We start from the raw sequence: 21,698 nt of genomic DNA on the forward strand, positions 1-21,698 counted from the left end.
CGCCGAGAGGTCACCGTCGCTCGGGACGACGACGACAAGCGGGACCGCGAGCGCGCCGTGGACCGCTTCGACGTCCGCGAGGCGGTCGGTCGCGAGCACGACGCAGTCGACCTGTTCGTCCTCGGCGCGCTGGCCCGCCGCCCCGACCGACGAGGTGACTGACACCGAAAGCGGCGAGAGTACGTCCAGCAGTCGCTCCCGGTCGACGGCGGGACCGACGACCGCGAGGACGCGAGCGAGAGACGAAGCGGCATCCATGTGGGGTCGTCGTGGCCGAGACGTAAGGAAGTTCTCGCGGGCGGCGCGCGGCCGCGCGGCTCGGGAGACGAACGACGCGAATAGAAGAGGAGAATCGAACCGAGGGACGAACGCGGCGTTCGTCGGGGTCTAGGCTTCCGCTTCGACCGACTCGGCGTCTTCTTCGTAGTAGTCCTCGATGAGCTCCTCGTCGATACGGTTGAGCTCGGACTTCGGGAGCATCGACAGGAGGTCCCAGCCGATGTCGAGGGTGTCCTCGATGGACCGGTCCGTGTCGAAGCCCTGGTTGACGAACTCGGCTTCGAAGCGCTCGGCGAAGTCGAGGTACTTGTTGTCACGCTCGGACAGCGCCTCGCGACCGACGATGTTCACGAGGTCGCGCAGGTCTTCACCCTCCGCGTACGCCGCGTACATCTGGTCGGACACGTCGGCGTGGTCCTCGCGGGTGAGGCCCTCGCCGATACCGTCGTCCATGAGACGCGACAGGGACGGAAGCGGGTTGATCGGCGGACGGATGCCCTGCGAGTTGAGGTCGCGGTCGATGTAGATCTGCCCCTCGGTGATGTACCCGGTCAGGTCCGGAATCGGGTGCGTGTCGTCGTCACCCGGCATCGTGAGGATGGGAATCTGCGTGACAGACCCTTCGCGTCCCTCGATACGACCCGCACGCTCGTAGAGCTGTGCAAGGTCGGTGTACATGTAACCCGGGTAACCACGGCGACCGGGGACCTCTTCACGAGCCGCACCGATCTCGCGGAGCGCCTCGCAGTAGTTGGTCATGTCGGTCAGGATGACGAGGACGTGGTAGTCCTTGTCGAACGCGAGGTACTCGGCAGTCGTGAGGGCGAGACGCGGCGTGACCGTCCGCTCGACTGCGGGGTCGTCCGCGAGGTTCGTGAAGACGACGGAGCGCTCGAGTGCGCCCGTGCGCTCGAAGTCCTCCATGAACTCGTTTGCCTCTTCCTGCGTGATACCCATCGCGCCGAAGACAACTGCGAACTCGGACTCTTCGCCGCTGTCTTCGTCCTCGGGCACCGTCGCCTGACGGGCGATCTGGAGCGCGAGGTTGTTGTGGGGAAGCCCCGACGCGGAGAAGATGGGGAGCTTCTGGCCGCGGACGAGGGTGTTCATGCCGTCGATGGCGGAGACGCCGGTCTGGATGAACTCCTCGGGGTACTCGCGGGAGTAGGGGTTGATTGCCGCGCCGACGATGTCCCGACGCTCGTCGGGGACGATTTCGGGGCCGCCGTCGATGGGCTGGCCGGACCCGTCGAGCACGCGCCCGAGGAGGTCCTCGGTCACGGGCATCTTGAGGGTCTCGCCGAGGAACCTGACGGACGCGTTCCTGTCGATACCGGTCGTGCCTTCGAACACCTGAATCGCGACGAGGCCCTCGGAGGATTCGAGAACCTGTCCGCGCTTGGTTTCGCCTTGGGGCGTCTCGATTTCGACGATTTCGTCGTAACCGATCGGCTCGTCGACCTCGGCGAACACCAGCGGGCCGCTGATTTCGGTGATAGTCTGGTATTCCTTCATGGTCTCAGTACAGCTCGCGGAGCTGCTCGGTGATCTCTGCTTTGAGGTCCTCGATGTACGCCTCCCAGTCTTCCTGCACACCGATGCGGTTCAGCCGGGGAGCCGCCTCGATGGCCTGAATTTCTTCGACGGGGACGCCGGCTTCGAGCGCCTTGAACGCCTCGTCGTTGAACGCGTGGATGGCGGTGAGGATACCGTACGTCTTCTCGGGGGAGCAGTACGTGTCCGTCGGGTGGAACGCGTTCTGCTGGAGGTACGCCTCGCGGAGGTAGCGAGCGATTTCGAGGGTCAGCTGCTGGTCCTCCGGCAGGGCGTCCTTACCGACGAGCTGAACGATTTCCTGCAGTTCGTTCTCCTCGTCGAGCACGTCGACGGCCCACTGGCGCTCTTCGGCCCAGTCGTCCTCGACGTTCTCGACGAACCACGGGTCGAGCTGCTCTTGGTAGAGCGAGTACGACTCGTTCCAGTTAATCGCCGGGAAGTGACGGCGCTCTGCGAGGTCCGCGTCGAGCGCCCAGAACGTCTTCACGATACGCAGGGTGTTCTGCGTGACCGGCTCGGAGAAGTCGCCGCCCGGCGGCGAAACCGCGCCGATGACGGAGACGGAACCTTCCTCGCCGTTGACGGTCGTGAAGTAGCCGGCACGCTCGTAGAATTCGGAGAGACGCGCGGCGAGGTACGCGGGGTACCCCTCTTCGCCGGGCATCTCTTCGAGACGCGAGGAAATCTCGCGCATGGCCTCGGCCCACCGGGAGGTGGAGTCGGCCATCAGCGCGACGTCGTATCCCATGTCGCGGTAGTACTCCGCGATGGTGATGCCGGTGTAGATACAGGACTCGCGGGCCGCCACGGGCATGTTAGACGTGTTCGCGATGAGGCACGTCCGGGCCATGAGCGGGTTCCCGGTCTTCGGGTCGTCGAGTTCCGGGAAGTCCTCGATAACCTCGGTCATCTCGTTACCGCGCTCGCCACAGCCGACGTAGACGACGATGTCCGCGTCGGCCCACTTGGCGAGCTGGTGCTGAGTGACGGTCTTTCCGGAGCCGAACGGACCCGGAATCGCGGCCGTTCCGCCCTTCGCGATGGGGAACAGGCCGTCAAGGATGCGCTGCCCCGAGACGAGCGGTTCGCGCGGGGTCTTCTTCTCTGCGGCGGGGCGAGCCTGACGCACCGGCCACTCCTGGTGCATCGTGATCTCCTCGCCGTTGTCGAGTTCCGCGACCGTCTCGGTGACGGAGAACTCGCCTTCCTCGATGGCGACGACCTCGCCGCCCTCGAAGTCCGGCGGGACCATGACCTTGTGTTCGATGGTCACGGTCTCGGGGACCGTACCCACGACGTCGCCGGGGGCGACCTCGTCGCCTTCGGAGACGGTCGGTTCGAACTCCCACTTCTTTTCGAGGTCGATACCCGGCGCGTCGACACCGCGATCGAGGAACGCCGAGTTCATCTTCTCCTCCAACACGTCCAGGGGGCGCTGAACGCCGTCGTAGATGGCGTCCATCATCCCCGGACCGAGGTCGACGGTCAGCGGCTCGCCCGTACTCTCGACGGGTTCGCCGGGACCGACGCCGGAGGTCTCTTCGTACACCTGAATAGTCGTGATGTCGCCCTCGATTTCGATGACCTCGCCCATCAGCCCTTCGTCGCCGACATAGACGACGTCGTTCATGCGGGCGTCGAGGCCACGGGCGGTCACGACCGGACCACTCACGCTTGCGATGACACCGTCCTCGCGAACGGAATCTTGTGTTGCCTGACTCATGTTTGGTTATTCGTCCATCAGATCGATACCGATTGCTCTCTTGATCTGGTCACGGAGGCCGCTCGCGCCGCCGGAACCGCCGAGCGTCACGAGCGTCGGCTCGATGCTGCGCTCGACCGACTGCCGGGCGTTACGCGAGAGGTGGTCGAGGTCGTTTTCGTGCATCACGATGATGCCCACGTCCTCGTCCTCCAGCGTTCGCGTCACGGCCTCGTCGAGTTCGTCGTCCTTCGCTTCATCCGGGACGTTCTCGAACTTGCGGACGCCCGCAAGTCGAAAGCCCGTGGTGAAGTCCGGACTGCCGATAACTGCGATTTCCTGGCTCATAGGATGACCAGCTCCTCTTCTATTGCATCGGGGTCCAGCCCGGCTTCGCGGCCGCGGGCGATGGCCCGGATGTTGTCCACCTCGCGCTCCTTGGCGAGGATGTACGAGACGATTGGCGTGACAGAAAGCGGGAACACGTAACCGAGCGTGTCCGCGTACTCCAAGAGCGCCGCGTCGAGGGCACGCTCGAAGCCGATGAGGCTGTCTGCCTCTTCGAGGTCCGAAAGGGCCGTCGAGAGGCGGTCGCCGTACCGGCTGTCACGGATTTTCGACACCAGCTCGTCCGGGCTGGTCGCCAGCGACGCGAGCTCCGACGCGCGGAACAGCGTGCCGCCCTCGATGAAGTAGTCGACGGGGTCGAGGTCGGCACCGCTCCGCGCGATTCGGAGCGCGTTGCGGGCGTTTCGGAAGTCGATTTCGGCTTCGAGGAACTCGCGGTACTGCTTTGCCTCTTCGCCGACGACCAGGCCCTCGAGCAACTGCTCGTAGAAGGCGCGGTCGACCGCGTTCTCCAGCGGGACGAGGACGCCGACTTCCTCGTACTCCTCGTAGGCGGCCGCGAGGCCGTCTCCGAAGATGGTGCCGGAGAGGATGCTGACGACCTCCTCCATCTCGCCTGCGTCGAGCAGTCGCGAGAAGAGCCGGTCGTCGAACTCGCCGGCGCGGATGAGGTCGGATTCGACCTCGTCGCGGGACGCGCCGGAGTAGATACCGCGGATAACCGTCTTCACGTTCCACGCGTCGAACTTGCGGAGGTACCGCGCGATGAGGTCGTAGAGGCGGCCGTCTGCCCAGTCGAGGATATCGTTGAACTGCTTCGCCAGATTCCGGTTCAGCGCGTACTCGATGAGGTCGACGCCGGAAAAACGGCTCCCGAGGGCGTTGATCTCGGTCTCGTACTCCGATTCCTCCATGAACCGAGCGATTTCGGCCGGTCCCATACGGACCAGTTTGCGGTACTCCTCGTCGCCGAACAGGGCACTACGTCGCGCTCGAACGCGAGCGATGACGTATTCGGGATTCGAGCCGCCTGTAGTGCTCATTGGTCGTCGAACAGTCGCGCACTCACTTCCTTCAGATTGTCCTCCCAGACTGTGTCGAGGACCGAGTCGAAGGTGTTGTTCACCCGGACGCGCGAGTTCGAGCCCTCGACCACGACGCCACCGAGGCAGTCGCGCTCGCCGGCGAACTCGTAGCCGTCGTAGTCTTCGAGGATGCTCGAAAGCAGGTCCTCGTCGGCGGCGCGGCCGTGGACGAAGACCTCGTCTTCGTCTTCGAACTCGACCGACGCCGCGTCGAGCAGCGAGCGGGTAAGCTCTTCGCGACGGTCGCCTTCCAGCTCGGCGAGTTCGCTTTCGACCTGCTCGCGGACGCGCTGGAGCACGTCACGACGGGCGCTGAGTCGAGCCTGCTTGGCTTCGAGCTTCGCGCTGGAGAGCGCCTGTTCGCGCTCCCGTTCGAGTTGCTGCTCGACGTCCGCCTTCCGCGATTCGAGGAGCTCTTCGGCGTCGGCCTCGGCCTCGGCGACGATGTCGTCTGCCTGTTCCTGGCCGTCCTGCCTGATGTCCTCTGCGCGTGCGCGGGCTTCGTCTCGGATGTCCTCAACGACGTTGTCCAAACTCATAATGGGAAAGAGAGGGGGTGCTTAGGCCGCGAAGACAACGACCAGTGCGAGGATAACGAGGGTCTCGGGGAGAACCGTAAGGACCAGCCCGTTGACGAAGAGGTCCTCGTCTTCCGCGATGGCACCCATCGCAGCGGAACCGATGCCACGCTCCGCATAGCCTGCGGCGAAGGCGGCGATACCGACCGAGAGGGCCGCCGCAGCGTCGGCGGTGATCGCAGGCGAGGAAGCGGTTTCATTCTGCAGTGCAGTCATGAGGGGTTCAATTGCTTCAATCATTGTGTGTTCCTGAGTACCGGATTGTCGTCTCCGAACGTCTGCATGTGGCGTCAGCCGTATCATAAAGGTTCCCAAAACGTCTGGAGCGGTCTGTCTACGACGGCGGAATCGTCGTCATTGCAAAAGCAGTCGCTTCCAGCGGACAAAAGTCAAAAAAGAATCGCCGGTGAGGGTTAGTCTTCGGTCGTGAACTCGCGGTCGTACCCGAACGGGTTGTACTCGCGGCCGCCGCCCTCGAAGAACTTGTTGAAGAACTCGACGTACTCGAGACGCACGGCCTGTAGGCCGGCGCTCGTGACGCCGAGCGCGAGGACGACCAGGTGACCGACGACGAGGACGAGCAGTCCGCCCACGACGCCCGCGGCACCCGTGTGGAAGATGCCGCCGAACAGGACCTCGGTCACTTCGTAGCCGTGGTAACTCAGCGTTTCACCCGCGCCGAGTGCCGCAACCGCGGCGGAGTCGGGCATTCCGCCGAGCCCGAAGTGCCAGCCGCCGTGGTCGTCGACGTACACGCCGAAGACGAGCAGGTTGACGGCGAACGCCATCGACGCCTTCGCGATGAGGACCGCGCCGAGACGCGTGTACGACAGGACGTTCGAAAGCGGGGCGGCGAACTCGACGAGTTCGGCCAGTTCGGCCATCCCGAGGAGCACCGCACCGAGGACGTACATCCCGAACCCGATCCAGCCGACGGTGAACGAGAAGCCGGAGAAGCCGAGCGGGATGAGCCCGTCAGCCGCGAACGTGGTGAACAGGAACTCCGGCGGCACGCCACCGAGCGCGTCGCTGAAGATCCAGATCCACAGGCCGTTCAGCATGAGGATCCACGAGCCGCTTTCGAGGACTGCGTCCTTCGCACCGTGGAGTTCGTAGTTCTCGAAGAAGTCGAGGATGTACCCCACGTTGACGTGGAAGATACCGACGGCGACGCTCACGGTGAGCCAACCGAGGGCCCACTCAGAGGTGGCCGGCGACAGTCCCTTCTCGATAGGCGGGTGCGACATCCCGAGCACGCCTTCCCAGAAGTATTCGGTGATGAGGTGGAAGCCGAATATCTCGCCGTAGAGGATGCCGAACAACGTCGTGAACAGCCCCGCGGCGATGGTGACGCCACCCATGCTCTTTATCGCGCCGTCGTCGAACTTCGAGTAGAGGAAGAAGCCGATGGCGGTGTAGATGACACCGTACCCGAGGTCACCGATCATGAACCCGAAGAACGTCGGGAACGTCAGGAACAGGATGATGGTCGGGTCGAACTCGTAGTAGCTCGGGCGGTTGACCGCCTGCACGAGGATTTCGAACGGCTTGACTGCGCCGCTGTTCTTCTGGACGACCGGCGGGTCGTCGCTGGACATCGAGACCGTTCCGCCGTCGGTGGCGGCGGCCGTGCCGCCGGTCTCGGTGACTTCCTCGCGCGCGTGGTCGTGCCCGTCACGGGAGAACTCGGCGCGTTCGAGTTCCTCGACGGCGACGTGCTCGCCGACCTCGTCTTTGAGCGTGCCCGCGAACGTGTTGTAGCGCTCGGTCGGAATCCAGCCCTCGGCGACGAAGGCGTTCTCCGTCGTCGCGAACGAAAGCGGCGCTTCCGTCTTCTGGACGTCGATTGCGAGGCGCTCTTCGGCCGCGAGGAGGAACTCGCCCTCCTCGACGGCGATGTCGTGAAGCTCGGACTCGACGGTCTCGAGATTCGACTCGATTTCGCGCTTCTGCTGTTCGAGGTCGCGGATGTGCTCTTCGGGGCTTCCCGAGGCGTCCGGGACTTCGAGCGTAGCGAACTCGACGCCGACGAGCGCGTCGGCGAGCGCCATCTCGTCGGCACCGTCGACCGGGCGACCGAAGATGGCGTGCGTGCGCTCACCCGAGAAGATCTCGTAGGCGTTGATGTCGTCGGCGTCGACGACGGCACGCTCGACGGGTTCGACCTTCCCCTGTCCGACGACGACCTGCAGGGTCTCGTACCCCGAAAGCAGGTCGAGGTCGAGTCCGAGGTCGACGAACGGCTCCATCGCGTCGATTTCTTCGTCCACCGCGCGGAGCTCGTTTTCGAGCTCGGAGCGGCGGTCGTCCAGTTCATTGACCTCGGCTCGAATCTCTTCGAGGGGCTCGCCGAGCGCGTCGTCGGGGACGATGCGCTGCCGGCCGGAGTCGGTGTCTTCGACCCCGAGGATGCTCTTGAGCGAGCGGACGGTGACGAGCTTGTCGGACGCACTCTCGGCGCCTTCGATGGGCGACCCCGTCTCGAATCCGAACTCCTCCTGCCACGAGCCGTCGTATTCGGTGACGTGCAGCAGTCGGAGGTCGTGGACAGCCTCGATGACCTCGGGCATGACGCCCTTGGAACCGGTCACCGAGACCTTGCTCATCTGCTCAGGTCTGAGCATCAACCGCCTCCTCGAATTGGCCGATGGCGAATTCGACCGCGTCGTCGATGTGGTCTTCCGCCTCGGCAACCAGTTCGTCGCGGGCGTCCTCGCCTTCTTCGAGGATGCGTTCCCGCTCCGACTCTATGTCCGCGCGTCCCTCCTGTAGACGCTCGGATTCGAGCTCTGCGGCCTCTTCTTCGGCCTCGGAGCGAATCTCATCGGCTTCGCGACGCGCCTCCGCGACGAGCTCCTCACGTTTGGCCTCGGCCTCTTCAACGATGTCGTCGGCCTCCTGCTCGGCCGTTTTGATTCGTTCGAGAACCTCTTGTCTCGGCATACTCGTATCACAGGAACGTTGCACAAGCGCTGTATAAGGTGTTTGCGGAAAGTCTGTGACAGACGCTCGGGGGGCGCAGCGATTTACCCCCGTGAACGCCGACCGGCGCGGCGAATCCGCACCGTTATCATCGGTGAGTCCTAATCCCGGCGCGATGGGAGTCCTCGAAAACAAAGCGCGGGCCCGCCTGTTCTACAAGTACCTCTCGAAGGTGTACGACCGGGTGAACCCGTTCATCTGGAACGAGGAGATGCGCGACGAGGCGCTGGAGATGCTCGACATCCAGCAGGGCGACCGCGTCCTCGACGTGGGCTGTGGCACCGGCTTCGGAACCGAGGGACTGCTCCGCTACACCGACGACGTCCACGGCCTCGACCAGAGTATCCACCAGATGCAGAAGGCGTGGGAGAAATTCGGCAAGAACGACGAGGTCAGGTTCTATCGCGGGGACGCAGAGCGGCTCCCCTTCGCCGACGACTCCTTCGACGTCATCTGGTCGTCCGGCTCCATCGAGTACTGGCCGAACCCGGTCACCGCGCTCGAGGAGTTCCGCCGCGTCGTGAAGCCCGGGAGCAAGGTGCTCGTCGTCGGTCCCGACGACCCGAAATCCGGTGTCTTCCAGAAGTTGGCGGACGCCATCATGCTGTTCTACGACGAGGAGGAAGCCGACCGAATGTTCGAGGCTGCCGGCTTCGTCGACATCGAACACCACATCCTCCAGCGCCAGCCGGGCAGCCCGCGAGCCATCGTGACCATCGCGCGCGCACCAGAGGAATAAACGCGAACCGCGAACAGCGAACAGCGCGTTCGACTCGGACGCTCGTTTTCGTCACCACTGACTCACGACGCGCTCGCTTCGAGCGCCGCGACCGGCGTCTCCCCGTCGAAGACGCGGACGGTTACCGTCGCGCCGAGTTCGATGTCCGGGTCGTTCGTCCCCGCGAGTTCGAGCGTCGCCGTCTCGCCCGCGGTCCACCGGGAGTCGGCCGCGGCGTTGAACGGACCGGTCGGTCCCGGCTGGAACCCGCTGGCCGAGAAGAACGGCACGGGCGGTTGGTGGGCGAGCGGCGCTCCGTCCACGGAGATGCGAATCGCGAGCGAGTCCACGTCGAGCGGCGCGCCACCCTCGTGAGTCAGCAACAGCGTGTCACCCGAAACCGCGAGCGATAGTGCTGTCGGTCGGGTCGGCGTCGGCGAGGAGTCGGCCGCGTCGAACGCCGCCGCGCCCACGGCAGCCGCGACGACGACCACGAGACCGATGAGGAGCACGCTCCCGAGAAGCACGGACGAGCCGCGAGTCGAGCGGCGGAACTGACGAGACATCGAGACGGGGTGGCCCCGTCATGGCATAAGAACCTCCGGTCAGATGACTGCCGGCGGACCGACCGCCGCACCGTGTGAGACGACCGAGACGCTCTCGCTCGACTCTGTCGGCGTCGACGACGCCATCGCGGCGGTCTCGTTCGTCCCCGCGGTCGTGTTCGTCACGAGGACGGGTATCGACGTCGGTGAAGTGGTGAGGACGACCGCCGAGTTGCCCTTAATCACCGTAATCGTGTAGGGAGACGACGGCGAGACGGTCCAGAGCATCCCGTCGGAACCGGTGTGACCGAGAAGCGTACTCTCCTGGCTGGCCTCGAGCCCGATGGTGACGTTCGCGTCTACCGGGTCGTCGCTTCCGCTTTCGTTCAGTTGGATCCGGAGCGGTCCGCCGGGGTAGGTCCGGTCGACAGTGAGCGTGAGGCCGTCTTTGACCTCGGTCGCGACGGCACTGGTCGTTATCGAGGTGAGGGGTCGAGTCTGTGATTCCTTGAACACGCGCCCGCTTCCGGTGTCGACGTAGGCGGTCAGCTGGCCGCGGTCGTAGTTGATTCGCACCCGGTGGCTGTCGCCGGCGCTGATGACGTTGGTCCCGTTCTGCGCGGCGCGGCTCGAATAGATGGTGGGGTAGCTCTCCGCGACGATGTCGAGGGCCTCCTCGTAAGAGACCGTGCTCTGGTCGCGGTTGCGGAGCCCGGCGCGGTAGGCCTCGCGGACGTACTCGCCGTCGGCCACGACGCTGAGGACGACGCCCGTCTCGCTCGTTCGGACGGAGAACCGAGCGGTGTCGGACTGGCCGGACATGACCGTGACGGCGTACTTCCGAACCGGACCGGTGAACGTGTCGAGCTCGCGTTCGAGCGCCGCGAGCCGGCCGGAGTTGATAGAGAAGTCCGGCGTCTCGGTGGCGAGTTCGCGGAGGGCGACGCGTCGCTCGTTGAGTCCGCGGGCCTCGGCGTCGATTCGCGCGAGTTCGACGAGGAGTTCGCGCGCGGTGAGGTCCCCCCCCGTTGAACCGTTCGATTGCGGAGCGTTGCGCGCTTTGCAGTGCAATCGCGCGCTGCTCGATGCTGTTTAGCTCGTCGAGAATGAGCTGTTGTCGGGTGTTGTCGTTAGTCGCCGATTCGATGCGCTCGATGGACGCCCCCGTCTGAATCTGTTCACCGGCCCTGAGGGCGGCGAAGTCGAGGGACGGACCGAGGTCGACGTGGTGTGCTTCGACCGTCGCCTGAACCAGTTCAGACGACGGGATATCGAGGACGTGAATCGTCTCGTTGGACGGCGACTCTACCTGCGCGGGGTCCGTCCCGTCGAGAGCCGCCGCTCGGGTCGAACCGTCGGCGGGTCCGACCGCGCCGAGCACTGGCGACGCCAGTAAAAGCATGACGACGACGAGCGGGAGGGCCTTCATCGACGTGGGGGTACACGGCGCCGGTACTAAAATGACCCTCTTGCCGCCGTCGACGACAGTGACCAAGGAGAACACACCTCGGCAGCGTATGACGCTGTTGAATCGATGGAAAGCGTTTTCATCGCCGGATGAAACGGATTTACGTATGCGGAGCGCCGCCCTCATCGTTGCCCTCCTCACCATCGTCTCCGGTGTCGCAGTCCCGGCGGCGGCCACAGATATGACTGCGGCTGGCGCTCACGGCGTTGACGCGGCAGTCGACGACTCCGGAGTCGACGGTTTCGGTTCCGACCCGCGCTCGCAAGCGCCCACCGCCCTCGGCCGCGCACCGCTCGTCACCCAGCAGTCGAGTCTCGAACGGTCGCCACAGACGGAGATATCGATTCGGGTTCGCGACGACCGCTCGGCGGACTGGCGCATCGAGATGCGCTACGATCTCGAGACGCGAAACGAAACCGCGGCGTTCGAAGCGTTCGTACAGGAGTACGAGCAGGGAGCCACCGACGTCGGCCCCGATGCCGCCTTCTTTCAGCGCGTCAGCCAGACGGCCGCCGAGCAGACCGGCCGGTCGATGACCGTCCAGAACGCGACAACGACGGGCTACGTCGAAAACGGGACCGGCGTCCTCGTGTTGAGGTTCACATGGACGAACTTCGCGGAACAGACCGACGAGGGACTGCGCGTCGGGGACGCCTTCTCGGCCGCCGATGGCGGGACGTGGCTCTCCTCGCTGCAGTCGAACCAGAACCTCACGATTCAGACGCCCCCGGGCTACGCCGTCAGTGACACGGACATCCCGCTGGAGAACAACGCTGTCGTCGCCGAGGGGCCGCGGACGTTCGAGTCGACCGAGCAACTAAGCGTGAGTTACGTTTCCACAGGGTCGGACGGAGCCATCCCGTGGACGCTCGTCGGTGGCGGTGCCATCATCTTCCTGGTGCTCGTGGCAGGAGTCGTCCTGTTCGCCCGGCGGCGGCCGGCCGACGCTGACACGGCCGGACCGTCGGCATCGACGCCTGCGCGGCGTCAGGAGCCGATGCCGGAGCCGGCCGACGAACTCGGCACCGACGAAGGGGGTGACGACGACGGCGAAGCAGGCGAAGCGCCCGACGATATCGACCTCGACTTACTCTCGGACGAAGAGCGGGTCGAACTCCTCTTGGAACGGAGCGGCGGGCGGATGAAGCAGGCGAACATCGTCAAGGAGACCGGCTGGTCCGACGCCAAGGTCTCACAGCTCCTGTCGGCGATGGCCGACGAGGGGCGCGTCGAGAAACTGCGCCTCGGCCGCGAGAACCTCATCTCGCTCCCCGACGAGGACGAAGACGAGGAGTAATCGGGCGACGGCGTCGCCGACGGCCGCGGTGCGAAAACGTTTATTCTCCCCCGTCGGTAGTGAACGTTGATGAAAGTTCTCGTAACCGTCAAGGAGGTCGCCGAGGTCGAAGAGGACTTCGAGCTCGACGGGCTCCGCGTGGCGGACCAGTACCTCGACTACGACCTCAACGAGTGGGACGAGTACGCGGTCGAGGAAGCCGTCCAAATCGCCGAGGAGAGCGACGACGACGTGGAGGTCGTCGCCGTCACCATCGGCCCCGAGCGGTCCGAGGAGACCATTCGCATGGCGCTCGCCAAGGGCGTCGACCGCGCGGTCCGCGTGTGGGACGACGCGCTCGACGGCGTGGACCTGCTCGACGTGGGCGCGAAGACGCGCCTCCTCTCGGCGGTCGTCGAGGAGGAAGACCCCGACCTCGTCCTGACGGGCGTGCAGGCGAACGACGACAGCTTCGGCGCGACCGGCGTCTCGCTCGCCTCGGCAATCGACTTCGAGTGGGCCGCGGTCGTGAACGCGCTCGACCTCGATACCGACGGCGGCGTGGCGAACGTCCGCCGCGAGCTCGAAGGCGGCGTCGAAGAGCTCACCGAGGTGGACCTCCCCGCGGTCCTCACCATCCAGACCGGTATCAACGAGCCCCGCTACGCGAGCCTGCGCGGGATTCGGCAGGCCCAGTCGAAGGAGATCAAGCCGCTCGCGCTCTCCGACCTCGGCCTCGACGCCGCGGCGGTCGAGTCCGACCTCGTCCTGACCGACGTGTACGAGCCGGAGACCGAGTCCGACGCGACCTACTTCGAGGGTGACGCCGGGGAGCAGGCCGCCGACCTTGCGACCGTCCTCCGCGAGAAGGGGGTGGGCGCGCAATGAGCGACGTGCTCGCCGTCGTCGAGCACCGCCGCGGAAGCCTCCGCGACGTGTCGTTCGAACTCGTGACGGCCGGCGCAGACCTCGTCGGCGACACCGGCGGCGACCTCCACCTGGCGGTCATCGGCGGCGACGTGGACGCCTTCGCCGAGGAGCTCTCGCTCGCCGGCGTGGACGCGATTCACACCGTCGCCGAGGGCGACGAGTTCAACCACGACGTGTACGTACAGGCCGTCGCGGCCCTCTTCGAGGAACTCGACCCCACGTACGTCCTCATGGGCAACACGGTCAACGGCCTCGACTACGCCCCCGCGGTCGCAGAGCGCCTCGACCTCCCGCTCGTGACCGACGCCATCGGCCTGCAGAACGACGGCGGCCTCGTCGTCACCCGCGAGATGTACGCCTCGAAGGTCGAATCGACCGTCGAGGTCGACGCCGACCGCGCCGCGGTCACCGTCCGCCCCGGCGAGTGGGACGCCGCCGAGGAGTCGGGTGAGCCCGCGGTCGAGGCCTTCTCGTTCGACCTTGACGAGTCTCGCGTGCGCTCGCGCGTGACCGGCTTCGAGGAAGTCGGCAGCGGCGACGTGGACATCACCGACGCCGACGTGCTCGTCTCCGTCGGCCGCGGCATCGAAGAAGAAGAGAACATCGAACTCGTACAGGAACTCGCCGACGCGCTCGGCGCGACGCTCTCGTCGTCGCGGCCCATCGTCGACAACGGCTGGCTCCCGAAGGACCGACAGGTCGGCCAGTCCGGAAAGGTCGTCACGCCGAAGTTCTACATCGCAATCGGCATCTCCGGCGCCGTCCAGCACGTCGCCGGGATGAAGGGTGCCGAGAACATCGTCGCCATCAACACCGACCCCGACGCGCCCATCTTCGACATCGCCGACTACGGTATCGTCGGCGACCTCTTCGAGGTCGTTCCGGAACTCATCGAGCAGTTCGAGTAAGCGACCACCTGTTTTTGGTCCAGATTTTTGCGGTGCGAACTCGTGAGCGACGTCTCCGGGGCGCGTTTTCTCCGACTACCGCCGCACCCCAGTCGCGCGGTTTCTCCAAATCCGGTACGTACTTCCCTACCCAACCCTACGAACCGACAATGGAATACCTGGAGCGCCGGGTCACGATGGTAAACGACCGCCTCGAGGAGGTCGTCTCGGCGGTCGAGCCGTCGGAACTCGCCGACCAACTCGACCACGTCGCTCTCGCGGGGGGCAAGCGCGTCCGCCCCGCCGTGACCATCCTCGCCTGCGAGGCCGTCGGTGGCACCCCCGAAGACGCCGTCGACTTCGCGGTCGGCGTCGAACTCGTCCACAACGCCTCGCTCGTCGTCGACGACATCATCGACCGGTCCGACATCCGCCGCGGCACGCCGAGCGCGTGGGCCGAGTACGGCTACGGCCCGGCCATCATCGCCTCCGACGGCCTGCTCGGCGAGGCGTTCGCCCTCCTCTCGTCGTCCGACCGCGCCACCCGCATCGTCGCCGAGTCGATGGTCGAACTCGGCGAGGGCGAGGCGACCGAACTGGTCGCGGTCCCGTCCAACGAAGACGAGTACATGCAGCTCGCCCACCGCAAGACGGGCGCGCTGTTCCGCGCCGCCGCCGAACTCGGTGCGGTTGCCGCCGGTGGCGACGCCCACGTCGTCGAGGCGTTCGGCGACTACGCGGCCCGCGTCGGCGTCGCCTTCCAGATTCGCGACGACGTGCTGGACGCCACGGCCGACGCCGAGGAACTCGGCAAGCCCACGGGACAGGACGCCGAGATGGGCCGGCCGTCGCTCGTACAGGTGACGGACCTGACCCCCGAGGAAGCGAACCGCCGGGCCAGACAGCAGGCCGACGAAGCGCTTTCGGCTCTCGACTCGTCGGGCGTCGAGGACTCGGAGCCGCTTGAGTACCTCCGCGACCTCGCGGAGTTCGTCATCGTCCGCGAGAGCTAAACGGGGCGAGTTCGAGTTCGGAACCGTCGATGCCGAAAAACCACAGAACACGCCGAGTGGCGATGCCGCCCGTGACTGATTACGCCGGTTGCTCGCCGTCGCCGTCCGAGCCGGTCGGGTAGCGCGACTCCGCCACCGCGAACGTGAGCGTGCTCAGCACACCGAGGAGCGTGCCGACCGTGAGTGCGACGGCGAGGCCGGGGAGGTAGAACTTCTGGACGCCGAAGACGCCCTCGGGGAGGAAAAAGCCGGAGAGCGCGTACAGCACGATGGCGATGGCGAACACGTAGAACGGCGCGTTGAGGTAGCGCCACTTGAACCGGTCGTGGAGGTACTCGTCGGTCACCTGGCCGAGACTGCTCGTGATGCCGGCGGCAGCGAACCACTCGACAGCGCCGTGGACGAGCGTCGCGAGGATGAGTCCCGGCGCGGGGTCACCGCCGACGCTGTCGGAGACGGTTTCGAGGAGTTCGACCCCGCGGACGCCGCCGACGACGAGGAGCGCCGCGGCGGCGACGTAGGTGATGATGGTGACGCGACCGGCGTAGAGGACGTTGCGCGCCCGGTTTGCCGCCTCGTCGACGGCGGATTCGAGGCCGAGCCCGCGGAACAGCGTGTACAGGCCGAGCAGCGCCGAGATGAGGCCGAGGACGACCGCACCGGGCACGTCGAAGAAACTGGCGATGGTGACGAATGGGTAGATGAGAAGCAGGATGCCGAGCGGGACGAGGATGGTCCCGCGGGTTTCGGGGTCGGCGAGCACCTGCTTCATCGTGTAGTACATCGATTCGAGGTTCTGGGCCTGTCTGACGACGACCCGACGGACCCCGTCGATGGGGACGCGAGAGCGGATGACCGGCAGGACCGACTCGTCCTGTGCGCCGTCGGTGATGACGATGGCGTGGACGGGCTCACCGGTCGAGAGGCTCGCGAGGACGGTGTCTATCTCGTCGCCGATAGCGCGGTTCGCCTTCACGTCGCTGCCTTCCAACCCGGTGACCGCCGCGACCTCGACCTCCTCGTCTTCCGATTCGAGGAGTTCGTCGTGGACCTGAATGCCCTGAAAGAGGACGTTCACGTCGGAGTCCTCCGGGTCCGCGGTTGCCAGCGCCACCGCGGCGTCCTCGACGCGCTGTCGGCCGACGACGGGCGTCGAGAGACCCGTCTTGCGGCCGAGGTCGTCGTCGAGGTCGACACAGAGGACCAAGAGCATCGTTGACTCCTATGCCACGGGGATATATCTGCTTTCGGGGGCGCGTCCGCGGTGGTGCGGTCGGTCGGTCTCGCGGGGCGGACGGACGGCCGTCGCGGCGAGGTCGTGGCCCCCGCAAGCCGCGCCGGTCAGTCGGACGCGCCGGCCTCGCCGACGGGGTCGAAAAGCACCTCGAAGCGCGCCCCGGACCCGCCGTCGGCGACCCGAATTACCCAGCCGTGAGAGTCGACAATCTGCCGGACGATACCGAGTCCGAGACCGTTTCCGTCGCCGTCCTTGGTCGAAAAGCCCGAGTCGAAGATGCGGTCGCGAATCGATCCCGGGATACCGGGGCCGTTGTCCTCGATGAAAAAGCCGCGGTGTGACGGGAGGGCACCGACGCGAATCACGAGTTCCGAGTCGTCGTCTTGGGAACTGCGGGCGTGCTGAAGCGCGTTCCGAAACAGGTTCTCGAAGAGGCGCGTCGTCCGGTTCTCGTCGGCTTCGACCACCGGTAGCTCGCCGATTTCACAGCGCACGTTGCCGGCGTTCGACGAGCACATCTCCCACGCGGTTGCCGCGGCGTCCGCCAGCGAGACTTCCTCCGCGTCGAGGACGGAACGCCCGTCGCGGGCGAGAGACAGCACGTCTTCGACCACGTCGGTGATGCGCCGGTGGGCGCGCTCGACGTGGTCGAGGTGGCCGTCGTCGCCGAGTTCACGGGCGAGTTCGAGTCGTCCCTGAGCGACCGCCAGCGGCCCGCGAATGTCGTGCGAGAGGACGCGAGCGAAGGCGTCGAGCCGGGCGTTCTGCTGGGCGAGTTCGCGCTCGTGGCTGATTCGTTCTGTGAGGTCGGACATCACGCCGAGGATGTTCGTCACGTCGCCGTTCTCGTCGAGGAGTGGGACCGCGCGGGCGTTCGCCCAGCGGATGGTCTCGCTCTCCTCGGGAATGAACCGGAATTCGTACTCGTACTGCTCGTCGACGACGCCGTCTCGGATGTCGGTGAACATCTCGTCGATGGCCCGCCGCAGTTGGTCGCGGTCGTCGACGTGGACGAGGTCGAGGAACGAACGCGGGTCCTCGTAGAGGAGCGACACGTCTCGTCCCCAGACGTTCTCGAACTGGTCGTTGATGTAGACGATGTCCAGTTCGGTCGGCTCCGAGATGAACACCATGTCCGGAAGCGACGAGATTATCTGCCTGGTGAGGCGCTCGGAGCGCCGGAGGAGCCGTTCGGACTCCAGTCGGGCCGTGACGTCCATCGCGGTGCCGACGACGACCGGCTCGCCGTCGACCGTCGTCCGCTGGCCGGTGATTTCCAGCGTGGTCAGCTCGTCGGCGTGGTTGCTGACGCGGACGGTGTACGACATCGATTCGACGCTCCCGTGCTCCCGGCTCTTCAGGCTCTCATCGACGATGGCGCGGTCTTCCTCGACGATGAAGTCCGTGATGGGCCGACCGACTATCTCATCGATGTCGTAGCCGAGCAGGTTCGAGAGGTACTCGTTGACGAACTCGATTCGGCCGTCGCGTATCACGTACAGGCCGACGAGCGACTGCTCGGCGATGACCTGGAGCCAGGCGTACAGCTCGCTGAGTTCGGTCGACTGCCGAGCCGCGACGACCGCGTTCGAGATGCGGTGGGCGAGCACCGCGAGTTGCACGTCGGTCGGCCGCTTGTCGACCACGTCGGCGACGCCGGCGGCGAACGCTTCGCGGACAACGTCCTCCGAATCGAGCCGCGTGAACAGAATCACCGGCGGCGGGTTCGGCGACTCGCGGACGTGGAGCAGCGTGTCGAGACCGGCCGTGCCGTCGAACTCGAACTCGGTGACGATACAGTCGAACGGCGACTCGGCGTGCGCCTCGAGCGCCGCGGCCGGGTCGTCGACCGCCGAGATCTCGAGACGGTCGCACGCCTCGAGCGCCGGAACCGTATCTGCGACGGTTTCGGGGTCGTCGTCGACGAGAAGGACCCGGACCGGACCTTCAGCGTGGACGACGGGACCGATAGACATGGTATATTGTCAGTCATATACAACAATAACCGTACCGGCGAGCGGAAGGTCCCCGGACAAAGTCGGACGCCTTTTGACGATGCGCCAAGTACGGTTCCGTAATCGAATGATCTCGAAGGGATGCGAACAGTGCGCCATGGGCGGGAAGATGGTGCTGTTCGTCTACGGGTACTGCGACCAGCGCGATTGTTTCTACTGCCCGCTCGGCGAGAATCGCAAGAACGTCACCGACGTGTACGCCAACGAGCGAAAGGTCGAGTCCGACGCGGACGTCATCGAGGAGGCGAAACGCATGGACGCACTCGGCTCGTCTATCACCGGCGGCGAACCGCAGGAAGCGCTCGACAAGACCTGCCGCTACATCTCGCTTCTCAAAGACGAGTTCGGCGAGGACCATCACATCCACCTCTACACGGGTATCACGGGCGGGCGCGAGAACATGCGCCGCCTCGCCGAGGCCGGCCTCGACGAGATTCGCTTCCACCCGCCGCTCGAACTCTGGGGCGACATGCACGGCACCGAGTGGGAGGACATCCTTTACATCGCCCGCGAGGAGGGACTCACCCCGGCGTTCGAGATCCCGGGCATCCGCGCGGAACGGGAGTTCCTCGACTTCCTCGACGAGGGGGCCGCGGAGTTCTGCAACATCAACGAGTTCGAGATGTCCGACGGCAACTACCGCCGGATGCAGGAGAAGGGCTACGAACTGCAGGACGGCCACATGTCGGCGGTCGACGGCTCGAAGGAGGCCATCCTCGACGAGATGGGCGACCACGAGCGCGTCTACTTCTGTACCTCCGTGTTCAAGGACGCCGCCCAGCACCGAAACCGCCTGAAGCGCATGGCCCGCAACCTCCGCCGCCCGTTCGACGAGGTGACGGACGACGGCACGCTCGTCTACGGCAAGACCTACACGCCCGCCGAGCGCTTCATCGAACTCGGCGTCCCCGACGAGTTCTACAGCATCAAGTCGAACCATGTCGAGGTCGCGTGGTGGCTCCTCGAAGAGATGATCGAAGACGGTGACGTTGACGACGGCGAAATCGTCGAGCAGTACCCGACCTACGACGGGACGGTCGTCGAGCGGACGCCGCTGGCCTGAGTGTCTCCGTTCTTTTCGGTCCAGATTTTCACGCCGCCATCACGACTGAAAGCGGTGGTTCCGCCGCGCCCGGTTTCTCGTGAGCGCGACGAACAGACTCGGCGTGAGCGCGAGCGCCACGGCCGCGGCCGTCGTCGGACCGAGCGGAAGCTGCATCGCGATGCCGATGACCGCGACCGATACGCCGACGAGCACGCCCGCGGCGATACCGGCGCGCTGTTGGCGATGTGTCGGCCGGAACCCGCGGGCGTCGGCGTAGAGCGCCCCCGACAGTCCGAGGACGAACCCGAGGAGCGCGCTCACCGTTCCGAGTCGGGGCGCGAGCGCGAGGAACGCCGCGCCGATGACCGCACAGCAGACGAGTGACTGGACTGGGGAAAGCGGGTTCACGTCCGCGCCGAACCGGACCGCGTAGGCGACAGGCGGAAGTGAGACCACCACCGCGGCGAACACGCCGTCGAGTGGTTCGACCGTCGCGCGTTCGAGGACGGCGGTCGCCGCGGTCAGCAGGCCGATTGCCGCGCCGAGGCCGAGGACGACCCGCGGCGGGAGCGCCTCCGAGGGGTCGGCCGACCGGAGGACGCCGAAGGCGGCGAAGGGGTAACAGACGACGGCACCGAAGAGGAGCGGGCGAAACAGCGTCCCCGAGAGAACCGCCGCGGAGACGGTCGCCGACAGGCCGAGGAAGACGCCGATGAGGAGTGCGAACTCGGGGACGCGTTCTGCCATACCGCGGGGTTCGAGCGAGCGACGGAAAGCGTTTCGGCGGCGGACGGGCTACCCGCAAGCGTTTAGAGTGCCCCTAGTGTACCTCCCCGCATGTCCGACTGTCCACTCGCGGACGACTGCCCGAGCTTCTCAGAACGAATCGCGGGCATGGGGTGCCAGTACTACGGCGACCGCGGCGGCGCGGAGTGGTGCGACCACTACGAGCGCCCCATCTACGAGCTCAAACAGCAGCCCGTCAAGCCGGGCGAGGAGGTCATCGTCACCGTCGAGGACATCCACGAGAGCGGTGCCGGAGTCGGCCGGACCGAAGACGGCTTCATCGTCTTCGTGGACGGGCTCCTGCCGGACGCGCGCGCCATCGTCCGCATCGACCGGGTGAAGGGGAGCCACGCCCGCGCGAAGAAAATCGTCGAGCGCCTGCCGCTGGACCCCGAAGCCGAAGACGTCGAGTCGGACGCGGGCGAGAAGACCGGAGCCGACTCCGAGAAGAAGCAGAGCGGTCGCGACGGCCCGAAGCGCCCCGAGGCGCTCGGGAGCCGAGACAACTTCTGGGGCGAATAACGCCGACTCGTCGGCGGCGTCCCGTGGACAGTCAGCCTGCTGTATCTTTTTTCACCCCCGAGACCTACCCCGTGGTATGAGCGACGCCCGACGCGACGACGAGACGGTCCCCGACGTAGACGAACTCCTCGATAGAGCCGGGTTCGACCCGGAGACGAGCGTCCTCACCCGGAGGCAAGCGGAGGTGCTCGCGCTGCGCGAGCGGGACATCCGCCAGTCGACTATCGCCGACTCCCTCGGCACCTCGCGGGCGAACGTCTCCAGCATCGAAGCCAGCGCCCGCGCCAACGTCGAGAAGGCCCGCGAGACGGTGACGTTCGTCGACGCGCTCACCGCGCCGGTCCGCGTCGAGGTCCCCGCCGGAAGCGACCTCTACGACGTGCCCAAGCAGGTGTACGACGCCTGCGACGAGGCGGGCGTGAAGGTGAACCAGACCGCGCCGGACCTGATGAAGATCGTCTCCGACGCGGCCGGCGACGCGGTGGAAGGGCGAGAAATCAAAGAACAACTCTTCGTCGGCGTCACGAGCGACGGGCGCGTCCGGGTCCGCCGGCACGCCGACGGAGTCTGACCGCGCACCCGCGCTGGAACCGCGTCGCGTCCGACGCCTCCGGTTCACCCCACGTCGTGCCGCGAGGCCCACGCTTTTGCTCGCGGCGGTCGTCGCACCGGACATGGACCTCGGACTCGACGGCGACACGGTCGTCGTCACGGCGAGTTCGGCC

20 protein-coding genes and 2 pseudogenes are annotated in these 21,698 nt (G+C 66.1%); 8 read left to right on the plus strand and 14 right to left on the minus strand.

Annotation, left to right across the window (positions count from 1 at the left end):
* The 9 genes and pseudogenes from NKF06_RS13210 to ahaH all read right to left on the minus strand — a co-directional run.
* Positions 1-258, minus strand: a pseudogene (locus tag NKF06_RS13210) (bacterio-opsin activator); the annotation flags it as partial.
* A 129-nt stretch (positions 259-387) separates the two neighbouring features.
* The gene (locus tag NKF06_RS13215) at positions 388-1,794 is read right to left on the minus strand and encodes an ATP synthase subunit B (RefSeq protein ID WP_042663443.1); all 1,407 of its coding nucleotides are present in this window, start codon (positions 1,792-1,794) and stop codon (positions 388-390) included.
* Positions 1,795-1,798: 4 nt separating this feature from the next.
* Positions 1,799-3,559, minus strand: a complete 1,761-nt coding sequence (locus tag NKF06_RS13220; RefSeq protein WP_253245661.1) for an ATP synthase subunit A — start codon at positions 3,557-3,559, stop codon at positions 1,799-1,801.
* Positions 3,560-3,565: 6 nt separating this feature from the next.
* Positions 3,566-3,886 (minus strand): V-type ATP synthase subunit F, encoded by a 321-nt coding sequence (locus NKF06_RS13225; RefSeq protein ID WP_058826762.1) that lies wholly within the window; start codon positions 3,884-3,886, stop codon positions 3,566-3,568.
* Positions 3,883-4,929 (minus strand): V-type ATP synthase subunit C, encoded by a 1,047-nt coding sequence (locus NKF06_RS13230; protein ID WP_253245662.1) that lies wholly within the window; start codon positions 4,927-4,929, stop codon positions 3,883-3,885. The genes NKF06_RS13225 and NKF06_RS13230 overlap by 4 nt, the downstream gene beginning before the upstream one ends.
* Positions 4,926-5,510, minus strand: a complete 585-nt coding sequence (locus tag NKF06_RS13235) for a V-type ATP synthase subunit E (protein ID WP_058826764.1) — start codon at positions 5,508-5,510, stop codon at positions 4,926-4,928. Before NKF06_RS13235 ends, NKF06_RS13230 begins: the two co-directional genes overlap by 4 nt.
* A 21-nt stretch (positions 5,511-5,531) precedes the next feature.
* Positions 5,532-5,765: a F0F1 ATP synthase subunit C gene (locus NKF06_RS13240; protein ID WP_231608312.1), complete on the minus strand. Its 234-nt coding sequence runs from the start codon at positions 5,763-5,765 to the stop codon at positions 5,532-5,534.
* 197 nt (positions 5,766-5,962) lie between these two features.
* Positions 5,963-8,173 carry a V-type ATP synthase subunit I gene (locus tag NKF06_RS13245; RefSeq protein ID WP_058826765.1) on the minus strand — a complete coding sequence of 737 codons (2,211 nt, stop codon included), beginning with the start codon at positions 8,171-8,173 and terminating at the stop codon, positions 5,963-5,965.
* The gene (ahaH, locus tag NKF06_RS13250; protein WP_008091423.1) at positions 8,160-8,492 is read right to left on the minus strand and encodes an ATP synthase archaeal subunit H; all 333 of its coding nucleotides are present in this window, start codon (positions 8,490-8,492) and stop codon (positions 8,160-8,162) included. Before ahaH ends, NKF06_RS13245 begins: the two co-directional genes overlap by 14 nt.
* Before the next feature lie 154 nt (positions 8,493-8,646).
* On the opposite strand from ahaH, the gene NKF06_RS13255 reads away from it, so the two are divergent.
* Positions 8,647-9,270 (plus strand): methyltransferase domain-containing protein, encoded by a 624-nt coding sequence (locus NKF06_RS13255; RefSeq protein WP_004973651.1) that lies wholly within the window; start codon positions 8,647-8,649, stop codon positions 9,268-9,270.
* 62 nt (positions 9,271-9,332) lie between these two features.
* On the opposite strand, the gene NKF06_RS13260 is transcribed toward NKF06_RS13255, so the two are convergent.
* The gene (locus NKF06_RS13260; protein WP_253245663.1) at positions 9,333-9,815 is read right to left on the minus strand and encodes a type IV pilin; all 483 of its coding nucleotides are present in this window, start codon (positions 9,813-9,815) and stop codon (positions 9,333-9,335) included.
* A gap of 39 nt (positions 9,816-9,854) precedes the next feature.
* Positions 9,855-11,223: pseudogene (locus tag NKF06_RS13265) on the minus strand (hypothetical protein).
* A gap of 145 nt (positions 11,224-11,368) precedes the next feature.
* Here NKF06_RS13265 and NKF06_RS13270 point away from each other — a divergent pair.
* The 4 genes from NKF06_RS13270 to NKF06_RS13285 all read left to right on the plus strand — a co-directional run bounded on the left by NKF06_RS13270 (position 11,369) and on the right by NKF06_RS13285 (position 15,368).
* Positions 11,369-12,559, plus strand: a complete 1,191-nt coding sequence (locus NKF06_RS13270) for a hypothetical protein (protein WP_253245664.1) — start codon at positions 11,369-11,371, stop codon at positions 12,557-12,559.
* Positions 12,560-12,628: 69 nt separating this feature from the next.
* Positions 12,629-13,426 (plus strand): electron transfer flavoprotein subunit beta/FixA family protein, encoded by a 798-nt coding sequence (locus NKF06_RS13275; protein ID WP_058826769.1) that lies wholly within the window; start codon positions 12,629-12,631, stop codon positions 13,424-13,426.
* Positions 13,423-14,376, plus strand: coding sequence for an electron transfer flavoprotein subunit alpha/FixB family protein (locus NKF06_RS13280; protein ID WP_058826770.1), 954 nt, complete (start codon positions 13,423-13,425; stop codon positions 14,374-14,376). The genes NKF06_RS13275 and NKF06_RS13280 overlap by 4 nt, the downstream gene beginning before the upstream one ends.
* A 149-nt stretch (positions 14,377-14,525) precedes the next feature.
* Complete coding sequence (locus tag NKF06_RS13285) at positions 14,526-15,368, plus strand: polyprenyl synthetase family protein (RefSeq protein WP_050458509.1); 843 nt, start codon at positions 14,526-14,528, stop codon at positions 15,366-15,368.
* A gap of 79 nt (positions 15,369-15,447) precedes the next feature.
* On the opposite strand, the gene NKF06_RS13290 is transcribed toward NKF06_RS13285, so the two are convergent.
* Together NKF06_RS13290 and NKF06_RS13295 are read right to left on the minus strand one after the other, a co-directional pair.
* A complete protein-coding gene (locus tag NKF06_RS13290; RefSeq protein ID WP_253245665.1) occupies positions 15,448-16,581 on the minus strand; it encodes a DUF373 family protein in 1,134 nt (377 codons plus the stop codon).
* A 128-nt stretch (positions 16,582-16,709) separates the two neighbouring features.
* Positions 16,710-18,581, minus strand: a complete 1,872-nt coding sequence (locus NKF06_RS13295) for a PAS domain S-box protein (RefSeq protein ID WP_253245666.1) — start codon at positions 18,579-18,581, stop codon at positions 16,710-16,712.
* A 106-nt stretch (positions 18,582-18,687) separates the two neighbouring features.
* Here NKF06_RS13295 and NKF06_RS13300 point away from each other — a divergent pair, with 106 nt between their 5' ends.
* Positions 18,688-19,683 (plus strand): radical SAM protein, encoded by a 996-nt coding sequence (locus tag NKF06_RS13300; protein ID WP_049904989.1) that lies wholly within the window; start codon positions 18,688-18,690, stop codon positions 19,681-19,683.
* 39 nt (positions 19,684-19,722) lie between these two features.
* On the opposite strand, the gene NKF06_RS13305 is transcribed toward NKF06_RS13300, so the two are convergent.
* Positions 19,723-20,412 carry a hypothetical protein gene (locus tag NKF06_RS13305; protein ID WP_058826773.1) on the minus strand — a complete coding sequence of 230 codons (690 nt, stop codon included), beginning with the start codon at positions 20,410-20,412 and terminating at the stop codon, positions 19,723-19,725.
* A gap of 90 nt (positions 20,413-20,502) precedes the next feature.
* Here NKF06_RS13305 and NKF06_RS13310 point away from each other — a divergent pair, with 90 nt between their 5' ends.
* Positions 20,503-20,973 (plus strand): TRAM domain-containing protein, encoded by a 471-nt coding sequence (locus NKF06_RS13310; RefSeq protein WP_253245667.1) that lies wholly within the window; start codon positions 20,503-20,505, stop codon positions 20,971-20,973.
* A 76-nt stretch (positions 20,974-21,049) separates the two neighbouring features.
* On the plus strand, positions 21,050-21,544 hold the full coding sequence (locus NKF06_RS13315; RefSeq protein WP_253245668.1) for a Tfx family DNA-binding protein: 495 nt from the start codon (positions 21,050-21,052) through the stop codon (positions 21,542-21,544).
* The last annotated feature ends 154 nt before the right edge of the window (positions 21,545-21,698 follow it).

This window comes from Haloferax sp. AB510 (assembly GCF_024136985.1).
GTDB lineage: Archaea > Halobacteriota > Halobacteria > Halobacteriales > Haloferacaceae > Haloferax.